Below are 12209 nucleotides of genomic sequence, written 5' to 3'. Positions count from 1 at the left end.
GTGAGGACGTGCCGCCGGCCGCACCGGCCCGGCCCGAACTCCACCGACCCTGGGGGGACTTACCGATGGCACCCGCTGCCCTGATGACACCGGCCCAGCGCAACCTGGGCATGCTGCTCTGCCTGGTCACGATCGTGCTGGCCGTGCTCGACATGAACATCGTGTCCGCGGCCACCGTGCCGATCGTCCGGGAGCTCGACCCCGTCCACGGCATCGACCGACTGCCCTGGCTGATCAGCTCGTTCGCTCTCGCCGCGACCGCGCTGCTGCCGCTCTACGGCAAGCTCTGCGACCTGTACGGCGCCAAGCGCGTGCTGCTCGGCGCGGTCGGCACCTTCCTGGTCGGCTCGGCGCTCTGCGGGTTCGCGCAGTCGATGGGCCAGCTGATCGCCTTCCGGGCCGTCCAGGGCATCGGCGGCGGCGGGCTGATGAGCGTCACCATGGTGGTCATCGCCCACCTCAAGGACCCGGCCGAGCGCGGCAGCGGCAAGGGCGGCGCGATGGGCGGGGTCGTCGCGGGCATCGGCATGGCGGTCGGCCCGCTGATCGGGGCGCTGTTCACCGACCACCTCAGCTGGCGCTGGATCTTCTACATCAACCTGCCGCTCGGCCTGCTCGTCCTGGTCGGCACCGCCCTGGTGATCAAGCTGCCGCCGGCGGCCGGCCGCCGCAGCCTGGACTTCCTCGGTGCGGCCCTCGCCGCCGCCTTCGCGACCGGGCTGCTGCTGGTCACCGAGTGGGGCGGCAAGGACTACGCCTGGACCTCCCCGGTGATCCTCGGGCTCGTCGCCGCCACCCTGGCCGCGCTCGGCCTCTTCGTGTGGCGCCAGGCCACCGCCGCCGAGCCGGTGCTGCCGCTGTCGCTGTTCCGGATCAGCGTGGTGCGCCTCGGCTTCGCGATCCAGGGCCTGGTCGGGATGGGCATGACCGGCTCGATCGTCTACGTGATGCTCTACCTGCAGATCGCCCGCGGCATCGACCCCACCTCGGCCAGCCTCTACCTGATCCCGATGGCGGGCGGGATGACGGCGGTCGGCCTGCTGGCCGGCCGGCTCACCGCCCGCGGCCATGCGGAGCGCACCTTCCTGGTGGCCGGCGCGGGCTGTGCGGCGATCGCCCTGCTCCTGCTCGGCCTCAGCGGCCCGACCACCGGGCTCTGGGCGGTCTGCGGCGAACTCGTCCTGCTGGGCTTCGGGATGGGCCAGCTGATCGGCCAGCTGGTCGCGGTGGTGCAGGAGTCCGTCCCCCGGCACCAGCTCGGCGTCGCGACCACCGGGATCCGCTTCTTCCAGACCCTCGGCAGTGCGCTCGGCGCGGCGCTCTTCGGCACCGTGCTGGCCCGGGCCTTCGCGGACGGCGAGCCCGGCCTGCCGCTCGGCGCCGTCCGGACGCTCGGCGGCGCGGCCCGCGAGCACGCGCTGCGCAGCTTCACGGACGCGGTCGACGTGGTGTTCCTGTCGGCCGGCGGCCTGCTGGTGCTGGTCCTGCTGCTCGCGCTGCGGGTGCCCAGGACGGTGGCGGCGGCGGAGCCGCCGGTGCTGGCGGCCTGAGGGGCCTGAGCGGCCTGAGGGGCTGGGGCCCGGGGGCGACGGCCCGGGGAGCGGCGGGGTCCGGTGGGACACGGGGGTGTCCACCGGGCCCCGCCGCGTCCGGTCAGGCCCCGGGCGTCCACTCCGGGGCCAGGATCGACCAGATCTGCTTGTCGTGGCGGACCCCGTTGTGCGGGTACCACTCGCGCAGGGTGCCGTCCAGGGTCATGCCGACCCGCTCGGCGACGGCCCGGCTGCGGGCGTTGCCGGCGGAGCACCACCACTCGGCGCGGTGCAGGCCGCGGGTGGTGAAGGCGTAGTCGAGCAGCCGCCGGACGCCGGTGGTGATCAGTCCGCCGCCCTCGCCGGCGGGCTCGGTCCAGGCGCCGATCTCGCAGACGCCGCTCTGGGCGTTGAAGCTCACGAACATCACGCCGCCGACCAGCGTGCCGTCCCGCCAGATGCCGTAGATCCGGCCGCTGTCGGCGGCCTGCTGGTCGGCGTAGCGCTGGAGGGTGGCGCGGGCGGAGTCGAGGTCGGTGGAGCGGGTGGCCCAGGGGATCCACGGGTCGGTGTGGGCGCGGGCGCGGTCGATGTGGGCCAGGAACTCGGTCGCCTGCCACGGCTCCAGCGGGCGCAGTTCGGCGTTCTCGGCGAGCGGTACGGCAAACATGGGCTGGCCTTTCACGGGATGCACGGTTCACGGGATGCGCGGTGTGCTGGGAACCATACATAACAAACGTTTGGTATGTACGATGACCCCCATGACGCCGGCCCGTGGAGACCATGACGCCCGCCGCCTGGAAGTGTCCGAGGGCGTGTGGCGGGTGCTCTCCAGTCGCGGCTTCGAAGGGCTGACCCTGCGTGCCGTGGCCACCGAACTGGGCGCCTCCACCGGCCTGTTGACGCACTACTTCCCCAACAAACGGGCCCTGCTGAGCCACGCGCTGGACGAGCTCGACCGGCGCTCCGGCTCCCGGCCCCGGCGCACCGCCCCCGCCGACGGCACCCCGCCGCCACCCCCCGGACTGGCCCGGCTGCGGGCCGCGCTGCTCGACGTCCTGCCGCTGGACGGGGCGGCGGTGGCCGGCAACCGGATCTGGGTCGGCTCCTGGGACGTCGCCCTGTCGGACCCCGCGCTCGCGGCCGCGCACGCGGGTCGCTACGCCCGCTCGCGCGAGGCCCTCGCGGTGCACGTCGCGGACGCTCAGCGGCTCGGGGAGCTCCCGGCCGGGGCCGACGCCGCCGCGCTCGCGACCGGCGCGCAGGCCTTCGCGCTCGGCCTGGTGGTGCAGGTGCTGTTCGCCCCGGCGGAGTTCCCGCCCGAGCGGCAGACCGCTCTGCTGGACGCCTACCTGGCCGGGCTCGCCACCGCCGGCTGACTCGCCACCGCCGGCAGGCTCGCCACCACCGGCCGAGCGGCTGGCTGGGTTCGCGATCACGGGCCGGGCGGCCGGCCGGGTTCGCGACCGAGCGGTTCCCGGCCGGGTCGGTGGGGCGGATCGTCCCCGGGGCGTGATTCGCCCGGAATTTCGGTTGTTCGGGTCTTCTCCCGCATCCGGTCCGTAGTGGCGGTCATCCGGATCGGCCGGTTATCGCAGTGGCCATGACACGGATAGTCACGGGTTAGGTGCGGTGGGTACGGGCAATCGGGCGGCGTGCGGACGGGATTTCCGGGAGCCCGTGGCGGCCGGGCAATGCGGCCGCCGGCCTGGCGGCCTGCGGGAATGGCGAGGTGGTGCCCCCAGCAGGATTCGAACCTGCGACCTACCGCTTAGAAGGCGGGTGCTCTATCCGCTGAGCTATGGGGGCGGGACGGGCTGCGCCCGGGCGGGCGTGACCGTGGCCGGGTCGGGCGACGAGCGCTGGGGGCGCGCGTGTCCGGCCCCGTACCGTGAGGGTGGGGGTGGGGGTCGGTGGGCCCTCGCCCTGTCGGGGACAGGATAAGGGTGCCCAGTTCCTCGGCCGAGTGTGACGACACCGCCGTTGGTGTGTCGGTTCGGTGGAGCGGTCCGATAATCGCAGGTGAACGCCGTGAGTGCAGCGGTCTGGGAGTGTTCCGAGCCGGACGTTGTGCAGTCGTTACGGGGCTGCCGCCCCACCCGTTATGGATTCGGCACGGAGAATGTGTCGTCACCGGTGCGGGTGGGGGGCCGTATTCGGCTTCCTCCGGTCGGATGACGTGCGCGGACGGTCGGCCGGCGCTGTTCCGGGGCGTGTCGGTTGGGGGCGACGAGCAGTCGGTTTGTTGTCATGGCCGCGATGAGATGGGCGCGAAGGGGTGCCGAAAGGCCGAAATTCACCCCTGCGAGTGACGTCGGTTTTCCGAGGCATCGAGTTGTCCACAGGATTTCAGAACTCTCTGGCGGGGATTTCCCGCGAAGCACACTCTCAACGCGCGCCGGTCGATTCCGTACGGTGCATCGGCGAGAACGGAGAGTGCGCTGTGAACGAGATGCAGGTGACGATCGTCGGCATTGTCGCGACGGAGGTGACCTACGGCGAAACGGGCAGCGGGGTGCCGATGGCCAAGTTCCGGCTCGGCTGCACCGAGCGCCGGTACGACCGGCAGCGCGAGTGCTGGGCGGACGGCGAGACGCAGTGGCTGACGGTGACGGCCTGGCGGGGGCTCGCGGTCAACCTGATCGGTTCGCTCGCCAAGGGGGATCCGGTGCTGGTGAGTGGTCGGCTGCGGCTGCGGGAGTGGATCGACGGCGAGGTGAAGCGCACCGGGGCCGAGATCGACGCCCGATCGGTCGGACACGACCTCACCCGTGGTACCTCGGCGTTCCGTTGGGCGGCGGGGGTGCGCGGGCAGCCGCCGGGCGCCGCCGGGCCGGCCGGGGCGCAGGCCGGCGGAGGGGTGGTGCCGGGGTGGATCGCCGACGCGCTGGAGGCGCGGAAGGCCTCGGCGGTGGCCTCGGCGCCGCGCCCGCCGGAGCCCCCGCCGCCGGTGCGGCCGGTGTCGGGTGGGGTGTCGGAGGCGGAGGCGGGGGAGCGGGGGCGGGTGGCCGAGGGGGAGCGGGGAGGTGGCGAGCAGGCTGCGCTGATCTGACGGGTCGATGACCTTAACTGTCGACAAATATGTTGATCGAGACTGTTGTTGCTCCCGCACGCGCAATCTCGCCCGGATAACGAAAAGTCGCGAGGAGATTCTGGCTGATCGTCAGCTTGTGTCGAAACTGAGGGGGTTGATAACGATCCAGATACGGAATCGTCCTGATTTCGCATGGGGGTTTCGGGGCCTGCGGGGCTCAATAGGATTCGTCTGGTTCATACCCGCAGCAGCGCCACAGGGGGCGCGCGCGGCACGGCAAGTCGGCGGGCTGTCCATCGGTGCGGCCCGGCCCGGAGGGATCCCAGATGTTCCAGAGGCAGGCGCGGAGTCTCCCCCGCATAACCACTGTCATGCTCACGACCAGCCTGGTGTTGGGCGGGGGCCTGTTCGCGGCCGGTGCGGCGGCCGCGGCGGACACCCCGGGTGCGGGCGTCAAGGCCGTCCTCCAGAACACGATGTTGGGCGAGAAGATCGACGTCGAGGGCAAGGGGACCGTCGACGGCGGTCTGTTCACCCTCAAGACGTCCAACGGCGAGATCCAGACCTACTGCATCGACTTCGACAACCCGGTCTACCTGGACAGCGCCGCGAAGTACCAGGAGTCGGACTGGAAGTCGAGCTCCCTCGGCGGCAAGAACAAGGTCGAGGCGGCCTCCAAGATCCGCTGGATCCTGGAGAACTCCTACCCGCAGGTCAAGGACCTGACGGCGCTCGGCAAGACCGTCGGCGTCGACGGCCTGACCGCCGAGGACGCCGCCGCGGGCACCCAGGCCGCGATCTGGAAGTTCTCGGACAACAAGAACGCCACCCCGCGCAACGCCAAGGCCAAGAAGCTGCGCGACTACCTGCTCGGCGACGCCAACAAGGGCATCGCCGCCGAGCCCAACCCCTCGTTGACCCTCAACCCGGACTCCGTCTCCGGCAAGTCCGGCAACAAGCTCGGCCCCTTCACCCTCAAGTCCAGCGCGGCCGAGGTGAAGCTCACCGTCACCGGTGACGCCGCCGACAAGGTCAAGGTGGTGGACAAGGACGGCAAGCCGGTCGGCGCCACCCTGACCGGTCCGATCAAGGACACCCAGCTGTTCCTGGACGTGCCGGCCGGCACCCCGGACGGCTCGGTCGCCCTCGCCGCCGCCGCCGACACCGTCGTGCCCAGCGGCCGGGTCTTCCTCAGCGAGGGCTACGACCCGAAGCGGCACAGCCAGAGCATGATCCTGGCCGGTTCCAGCAAGCTCAGCGTCTCCGCCGGCGCCAAGGCCACCTGGAAGCAGGGCGCGGGCGCGCTGGTCGACAGCACCGCCCAGGTCGAGTGCGAGAACAACGGCGTGCGCGTCACCGTCACCAACGGCGGTGACGAGGCCGCCACCGTCACGGTCAAGCCGGGCAAGCAGCTGACCGTCCAGCCGGGCAAGACCGAGAACGTGCTCGTCCCGGTCGCCGAGAAGGCCGCCTACGACATCAACGTCACCGGCCCGAACGGCTTCGCCAAGGAATTCAAGGGCGTCCTGGACTGCAAGACCGGCGTGACCCCGCCGACCTCCGGCCCGTCGACCCCGGCCGCGACCGGCACCCCGAGCACCGCCCCGAGCACCGCCCCGACCGGCACCCCGAGTGGCACCCCGAGCCAGGCCGGCACCCCGTCGGCCGGTGCCAGCACCGCCGCCGGCGCGCACCCGAGCCCGGCCGCGACCAGCTCCGCCCCGGGCACCGGTGGCCTGGCCCAGACCGGTGCCAGTGACTCGACCCCGATCCTCGCCGCCGTCGCCGGTGGCCTGGTCCTGGCCGGTGGCGCCGCGGTCTTCGTCCTGCGCCGCCGTGGCCGCCACGGTCGCACCGCCGCCTGAACCGCCCCGCAGGCCCGGAGGCGCTGACCTCCTGAGGCCCTGACGGCACCCGGCCCGGCCCCCGCACCCGCTGCGGGGGCCGGGCCTTCGCCGTTCAACCCCGCGCTGCGGATACCCCCGTGGGGCACACCGGGCGTTCGGGGCTCCCGGCCGGGTGCGGCACAATGGAAGGCTGCAAGCCGAATACTCCCGACGACGCCGGAGCGATCTCACGTGGCGGAATACATCTACACGATGCGCAAGGTGCGCAAGGCGCACGGAGACAAGGTCATCCTTGACGACGTGACGCTCAGCTTCCTCCCCGGGGCGAAGATCGGCGTCGTGGGCCCCAACGGCGCGGGCAAGTCCACCGTGCTGAAGATGATGGCCGGCCTGGAGCACCCCTCCAACGGCGACGCCTTCCTCTCGCCCGGTTTCACCGTCGGCATGCTGCTCCAGGAGCCGCCGCTCGACGAGACCAAGACCGTCCTGGAGAACGTCGAGGACGGCGTCAAGGAGATCAAGGGGAAGCTCAACCGCTTCAACGAGATCGCCGAGCTGATGGCGACCGACTACTCGGACGCCCTGCTGGACGAGATGGGCAAGCTCCAGGAGGACCTGGACCACGCCAACGCGTGGGACCTGGAGGCCCAGCTGGAGCAGGCCATGGACGCCCTGGGCTGCCCGCCCGGCGACTGGCCGGTCACCAAGCTCTCCGGTGGCGAGAAGCGCCGCGTGGCGCTCTGCAAGCTGCTGCTGGAGTCCCCCGACCTGCTGCTCCTCGACGAGCCCACCAACCACCTGGACGCCGAGTCGGTGAACTGGCTGGAGCAGCACCTGGCCAAGTACCCCGGCACCGTCGTCGCCGTCACCCACGACCGGTACTTCCTGGACAACGTGGCCGGCTGGATCCTGGAGCTCGACCGCGGCCGCGCCATCGGCTACGAGGGCAACTACTCCACCTACCTGGAGTCCAAGCAGTCCCGCCTCAAGGTCGAGGGCCAGAAGGACGCCAAGCGCGCCAAGCGGCTCCGCGAGGAGCTGGAGTGGGTCCGCTCCAACGCCAAGGGCCGCCAGGCGAAGTCCAAGGCCCGTCTGGCCCGCTACGAGGAGATGGCGGCCGAGGCGGACAAGATGCGGAAGCTGGACTTCGAGGAGATCCAGATCCCGCCGGGCCCGCGTCTGGGCAGCATCGTCATCGAGGTGGAGAACCTCTCCAAGGCCTTCGGCGAGAAGATCCTGATCGACGACCTCAGCTTCACCCTGCCGCGCAACGGCATCGTCGGCATCATCGGTCCCAACGGCGCCGGCAAGACCACGCTGTTCAAGATGCTCCAGGACATGGAGACCCCGGACTCCGGCGTGGTCAAGGTCGGCGAGACCGTCAAGATCAGCTACGTCGACCAGAGCCGTGCCAACATCGACCCGAAGAAGACCCTCTGGGAGGTCGTCTCCGACGGTCTGGACTGGATCAACGTCGGCCAGGTCGAGATGCCGTCCCGCGCCTACGTGTCGGCCTTCGGCTTCAAGGGCCCGGACCAGCAGAAGCCGGCCGGCGTGCTGTCCGGCGGTGAGCGCAACCGCCTGAACCTGGCGCTCACCCTCAAGCAGGGCGGCAACCTGCTGCTCCTCGACGAGCCCACCAACGACCTCGACGTCGAGACGCTCTCCTCGCTGGAGAACGCCCTGCTGGAGTTCCCCGGCTGCGCCGTGGTCATCTCCCACGACCGCTGGTTCCTGGACCGGGTGGCCACCCACATCCTCGCCTACGAGGGCGAGAGCAAGTGGTTCTGGTTCGAGGGCAACTTCGAGTCGTACGAGAAGAACAAGATCGAGCGGCTCGGCGCCGACGCGGCCCGCCCGCACCGGGCCACGTACAAGAAGCTGACCCGCGGCTGACACCCAGCCGTCACGGCGGCCCGGCAGACTGCCCCTCGGGGCGGCCTGCTGGCCGCCGGCCCGCCGCCACCGCACGGCGGCGGGCGACCGGACGTCGAGGAGAACACCTGTGGCCCGCCACATCTACGCCTGCCCGCTGCGCTGGTCCGACATGGACGCGTTCGGCCACGTCAACAACGTGGTCTTCCTGCGCTACCTGGAGGAGGCCCGGATCGACTTCATGTTCACCCAGGCCGCCGAGGCCGGGGCGGGGGAGTTCGCGGGCGGCTCGGTGGTGGCCCGCCACGAGATCGACTACAAGCGCCCGCTGGTGCACCGGCCGGAGCCGGTCACCGTCGAGACCAGGGTGACCCGCATCGGCGGCGCCTCGCTGACCGTGTCCTACGAGATCAAGGACGTCGCCGAGGACGGCACCGAGACGGTGTACGTCCAGGCGTCCACCGTGGTCGTGCCCTACGACCTGGCGGAGGGCCGGCCGCGCCGGATCTCGCCCGTGGAGCGGGAGTTCCTGTCCCGCTTCATGGACGAGGAGCCCGCCGTAGTCGCCGCCTGAGCACCCACCTCCGACGATTCGAGCTGACCCGCGTTGACCATCACCGCCCGCCTCGCCCTCACCGACGCCGGGGAGGCCGCCGACCTCTCCGCGTTCCTGCTGCGCCTGCTGCGCTTCGACAGGGCGGCGGCCGTCCGGTTGCAGGCGGTGGCCCCGGCCGGGGAGGACGGCGTGCTGGCGGTCTTCGGCCGGCTGCCGCTGGGCGGTTCGGGCGCGCTGGCGATCCGCACCGCCCGGCTGACCGGGCCGGCCGAGCCGACCGATCTGACGGTCTCGGCGGGCCAGCTGCTGGACGGCGTGGACGCCGGGACGGGTGCCGTCGAGCTGCCCGCCCCGGTGACCGGACCGGCCTGGGCCGGGCTGCTGCCGCCGCGCACCGGCTGGCGGCCGGTCGGGGCGCCGCCGGCGGCCGAGGTGTACCCGGAACTGATGGCCGGGGTGCGGGAGTTCCGTGAGCGCAGCGAGGCCGTCCCGGCGCACCACCGCGGCCGTGCGGTGCTGGACGCGCTGGCCGACGAGATCTGGTCCCGCCCGGTCTCCGTGCTGCCGGAGCTGCCGCTGCGGGCGGTGCACGCGGCGTACGTGATCGGCTTCCTGAAGCCCGGGGCCCCGCTCACCGTGCACCGGGCGGGCGGCTGGCTGCGGCTGAGCGCCCCGGCCGGTTCGGTGGCGGTCCGGACGGCGGCCGCGCCCGGCGCGGGGCTGGGGCTCAGCGCGCTCCGGTAACCCAGCCCCGGGCTCAGCCCGATCCGGTGACCGGGCCCGGCCCGGGGCTCAGCCCGGGGTGTTGATCATCGAGGCGGCGGCGTAGGTGAGGTATTCCCAGAGCTGCTGCTCGGCCTCGGCCGGCAGGGCCAGGTCGTCCACGGCGGCCCGCATGTTCCTGAGCCAGGCGTCGTGCGCGGCGCGGTCGACCTTGAACGGCACGTGCCGCATCCGCAGCCGGGGGTGGCCGCGCTGCTCGCTGTAGGTGCGCGGGCCGCCCCAGTACTGCATCAGGAACAGGGCCATCCGCTCCTCGGCCGGGCCGAGGTCCTCCTCGGGGTACATCGGCCGGAGCAACTCGTCCTCGGCGACGCCCTGGTAGAACCGGTGGACCAGTCGCCGGAAGGTCGGTTCGCCGCCGACCTGGTCGAAGAAGGTCTCCTCGCTGAACGTTCCTCGCCGGATCTCTTTCACCCGACCATGGTCGCAGACGCCGACGGGGTCGTACACCGGGACCAAAGGCGTACGACCCCGCAGGGCGTGTGTCGGGGCTCAGGCGACCGGGGCGGCGGTCACACGTCCTCCCACTTGAACAGCTTCCAGGCGACGCCGGTCAGCACGGCCGCGAAGAGCAGCAGCCCGCCCATGGTGGGCAGGGCGTCCATGACGCCGCCGCCGCGGGTCAGCACCGACTGGGCGGCCGTCACCAGGTAGCGCAGCGGCATGACCTTGGAGATGGTCTCCAGCCAGCCGGGCGCGCTGTCCAGCGGGATGAACGCGCCGGACAGGAAGGACATCGGCAGCACGATGATCTGCGAGATGCCGTTGGCCGCCTCCTCGGTCTTGGCGACCGAACCGGCCAGCAGGCCGATCGACATGAAGGCGAGCGTCGCGCAGGCCACCAGCGGGATGACCAGCCACCAGTTGCCGGTGAGCTTGAGCCCGAAGAAGTTGGTGGCGACCGTCAGGAAGACGGTGGTCTGGAGGAGCGAGGTCAGCAGCGAGACCAGGATCCTGGAGCTGATGACCGTGCCCGCACTCACCGGGGCCAGCCGCAGCCGGCGCAGCACCTTGCTCTTGCGCCACCCGACCAGGGTCAGCGCGGCACCGAACACCGCGCCGGTGGCGACGGCCCAGCCGAGCAGGCCGGGGGTGAGGAACTGGATCGGCTTGAGCGACTGGTCCTCTACCTGTTGGGCGTCCAGCACGTAGGCCGGCTTCTGGCCGGTGGCGGCCTGGTTGGCGCTCTGGACCACCGAGTTGACGATGCCCTGGAGCGCGCCGGCACGGACCGTGTCGGCGGCGCTGAAGCGCAGCTCGACCTTGCCGTCCGGGCCCTGCTCGATCATCGCGTCGAAGTCGCCCTTGCGGACCTTCTCCAGTGTGGCGGCCGCGTCGTCGGTCCTGGTGATGGTGAGGACCTTGTCCAGGTCGACCCGGCCCTCGCCCTGGATCGAGTCGAACAGCTTCACCGCGCCGACCTGCGCCACCTTGGCGTGCGGGCTGCCGGAGCCCTTGCCCACGGTGCCGAAGAACACCAGGAACACCAGCGGGAAGAGCAGGATGAAGAAGGTCGCGGTGCGGTCGCGCTTCATGCCGAGCAGCATCGCGCGGGACAGGCTCCAGAACGCGCTGACCCGCTCCCGCTCGGCGCTCGCGCCGCCGCTCGACCCGTCGCGCCGGGCGGGGGTCTTCGGCTCGGTGGACGTGCTGGCGGTCATGCGCGGTACTCCCGTCCGGTCAGCTGGAGGAAGACGTCCTCCAGGGTGGCGCCGCGCACTTCGAGGCCGCGCAGCGCGTTCTGCTCGGCCAGGACGCTCAGGACCGGGGCCGGGAGGCGGGTGGAGACGGAGAGCGAGACGCTGTCGTCCTCCAGGGCGGCGATGTCGGCGCCGGCCGTGGTGAGCAGGTCACGGGCGCGCTCGACGGACAGCTGGCCGGACGCGATGCTGATCCGGACGGTGTCGTCGATCTCGCGGATCAGCGTCGCCGGGGCGCCGGTGTGCAGGATCTTCCCGTGGTCCATGATCGAGACCCGGTCGCAGAGCACCTCGGCCTCGTCCAGGTAGTGGGTGGTCAGGACGACCGTGCGGCCCTCGCCGTTGATGTCCCGCAGGAGGTCCCAGAGGTTGCGCCGGGCCTGCGGGTCGAGGCCGGTGGTGGGCTCGTCCAGGAAGACGATCTCCGGGTCGTGGGCCAGCGCGCAGGCGATCGACAGGCGCTGCGCCTGACCGCCCGACATCTGGTCGGTCATGACGTCGGCCTTGTCGGTCAGGCCGACCCGCTCCAGCATCGCGTCGGCCCGCTTGGGGCCGACCCCGTAGAACGACGCGAAGGTGCGGATGGTCTCCCGGGCCGTCAGTTTCCGGAAGAAGGCGGAGGCCTGGAACTGCACGCCGATGCGCGGCAGCAGTTTCGGATTGCGCGGCCAGGGCGCCAGTCCCAGCAGCTCGACCCGGCCCTCGTCCGGCTTGCGGACGCCTTCCAGGATCTCCATCGTGGTGGTCTTCCCGGCGCCGTTGGGGCCCAGGATTCCATAGAATTCGCCGGCCTCGACGGTGAGGGACACCCCGTCGACGGCCTGCACGTCCCCGTACCGCTGACGGATGCCGTCGGCGGATATAGCTGCAGTCATGTGGCCT

The 12209-nt window shown here is 71.6% G+C and carries 11 protein-coding genes and 1 tRNA gene; 7 read left to right on the top strand and 5 right to left on the bottom strand.

Translation table 11 applies throughout. The features are described from left to right. The first annotated feature begins 65 nt into the window (after window positions 1-65). On the top strand, window positions 66-1550 hold the full coding sequence (locus ACIOGZ_RS19690; RefSeq protein ID WP_400812205.1) for an MFS transporter: 1485 nt from the start codon (window positions 66-68) through the stop codon (window positions 1548-1550). A 103-nt stretch (window positions 1551-1653) separates the two neighbouring features. On the opposite strand, the gene ACIOGZ_RS19685 is transcribed toward ACIOGZ_RS19690, so the two are convergent. Next, entirely contained in the window at window positions 1654-2202 is a 549-nt protein-coding gene (locus ACIOGZ_RS19685) for a GNAT family N-acetyltransferase (protein ID WP_400812206.1), read from the bottom strand. A gap of 91 nt (window positions 2203-2293) precedes the next feature. On the opposite strand from ACIOGZ_RS19685, the gene ACIOGZ_RS19680 reads away from it, so the two are divergent. Beyond that, window positions 2294-2911, top strand: a complete 618-nt coding sequence (locus tag ACIOGZ_RS19680; RefSeq protein WP_363376299.1) for a TetR/AcrR family transcriptional regulator — start codon at window positions 2294-2296, stop codon at window positions 2909-2911. A gap of 354 nt (window positions 2912-3265) precedes the next feature. Here the strand turns inward: ACIOGZ_RS19680 and ACIOGZ_RS19675 are convergent. Then, a tRNA-Arg gene (locus tag ACIOGZ_RS19675) sits at window positions 3266-3341 on the bottom strand. A 643-nt stretch (window positions 3342-3984) separates the two neighbouring features. Between ACIOGZ_RS19675 and ACIOGZ_RS19670 the strand changes: the two genes are divergently transcribed. The 5 genes from ACIOGZ_RS19670 to ACIOGZ_RS19650 all read left to right on the top strand — a co-directional run bounded on the left by ACIOGZ_RS19670 (window position 3985) and on the right by ACIOGZ_RS19650 (window position 9588). Further along, window positions 3985-4584 (top strand): single-stranded DNA-binding protein, encoded by a 600-nt coding sequence (locus ACIOGZ_RS19670; RefSeq protein WP_363632539.1) that lies wholly within the window; start codon window positions 3985-3987, stop codon window positions 4582-4584. Window positions 4585-4937: 353 nt separating this feature from the next. Further along, the gene (locus ACIOGZ_RS19665) at window positions 4938-6431 is read left to right on the top strand and encodes a Cys-Gln thioester bond-forming surface protein (RefSeq protein WP_363632518.1); all 1494 of its coding nucleotides are present in this window, start codon (window positions 4938-4940) and stop codon (window positions 6429-6431) included. Window positions 6432-6644: 213 nt separating this feature from the next. Next, window positions 6645-8309: an energy-dependent translational throttle protein EttA gene (gene ettA / locus ACIOGZ_RS19660; protein ID WP_079135893.1), complete on the top strand. Its 1665-nt coding sequence runs from the start codon at window positions 6645-6647 to the stop codon at window positions 8307-8309. A 109-nt stretch (window positions 8310-8418) separates the two neighbouring features. Next, the gene (locus ACIOGZ_RS19655; protein ID WP_063349408.1) at window positions 8419-8862 is read left to right on the top strand and encodes a thioesterase family protein; all 444 of its coding nucleotides are present in this window, start codon (window positions 8419-8421) and stop codon (window positions 8860-8862) included. Between the two features lie 33 nt (window positions 8863-8895). Next, a complete protein-coding gene (locus tag ACIOGZ_RS19650) occupies window positions 8896-9588 on the top strand; it encodes a hypothetical protein (protein ID WP_363632519.1) in 693 nt (230 codons plus the stop codon). A gap of 48 nt (window positions 9589-9636) precedes the next feature. Here the strand turns inward: ACIOGZ_RS19650 and ACIOGZ_RS19645 are convergent, their stop codons facing one another. From ACIOGZ_RS19645 to ACIOGZ_RS19635, 3 genes are all read right to left on the bottom strand, one after another. Further along, window positions 9637-10041: a globin gene (locus ACIOGZ_RS19645; RefSeq protein WP_363588615.1), complete on the bottom strand. Its 405-nt coding sequence runs from the start codon at window positions 10039-10041 to the stop codon at window positions 9637-9639. A 98-nt stretch (window positions 10042-10139) separates the two neighbouring features. Beyond that, window positions 10140-11288: an ABC transporter permease gene (locus ACIOGZ_RS19640; RefSeq protein WP_363588617.1), complete on the bottom strand. Its 1149-nt coding sequence runs from the start codon at window positions 11286-11288 to the stop codon at window positions 10140-10142. Then, window positions 11285-12202 carry an ABC transporter ATP-binding protein gene (locus ACIOGZ_RS19635; RefSeq protein ID WP_363588618.1) on the bottom strand — a complete coding sequence of 306 codons (918 nt, stop codon included), beginning with the start codon at window positions 12200-12202 and terminating at the stop codon, window positions 11285-11287. The genes ACIOGZ_RS19640 and ACIOGZ_RS19635 overlap by 4 nt, the downstream gene beginning before the upstream one ends. Between the last annotated feature and the right edge of the window lie 7 nt (window positions 12203-12209).

Origin of the sequence: Kitasatospora sp. NPDC088160 (assembly GCF_044741445.1) — a bacterium.
Taxonomy (GTDB): Bacteria; Actinomycetota; Actinomycetes; order Streptomycetales; family Streptomycetaceae; genus Kitasatospora.
Note: the sequence above shows the minus strand (reverse complement) of the source record. Positions and strands in the feature narration are given on the sequence as shown.

Coding starts and splice junctions, on each gene's coding strand:
- ACIOGZ_RS19690 (WP_400812205.1), top strand. CDS start 66: ATGGCACCCGCTGCCCTGATGACACCGGCCCAGCGCAACCTGGGCATG.
- ACIOGZ_RS19685 (WP_400812206.1), bottom strand. CDS start 2,202: ATGTTTGCCGTACCGCTCGCCGAGAACGCCGAACTGCGCCCGCTGGAG.
- ACIOGZ_RS19680 (WP_363376299.1), top strand. CDS start 2,294: ATGACGCCGGCCCGTGGAGACCATGACGCCCGCCGCCTGGAAGTGTCC.
- ACIOGZ_RS19670 (WP_363632539.1), top strand. CDS start 3,985: ATGCAGGTGACGATCGTCGGCATTGTCGCGACGGAGGTGACCTACGGC.
- ACIOGZ_RS19665 (WP_363632518.1), top strand. CDS start 4,938: ATGCTCACGACCAGCCTGGTGTTGGGCGGGGGCCTGTTCGCGGCCGGT.
- ACIOGZ_RS19640 (WP_363588617.1), bottom strand. CDS start 11,288: ATGACCGCCAGCACGTCCACCGAGCCGAAGACCCCCGCCCGGCGCGAC.
- ACIOGZ_RS19635 (WP_363588618.1), bottom strand. CDS start 12,202: ATGACTGCAGCTATATCCGCCGACGGCATCCGTCAGCGGTACGGGGAC.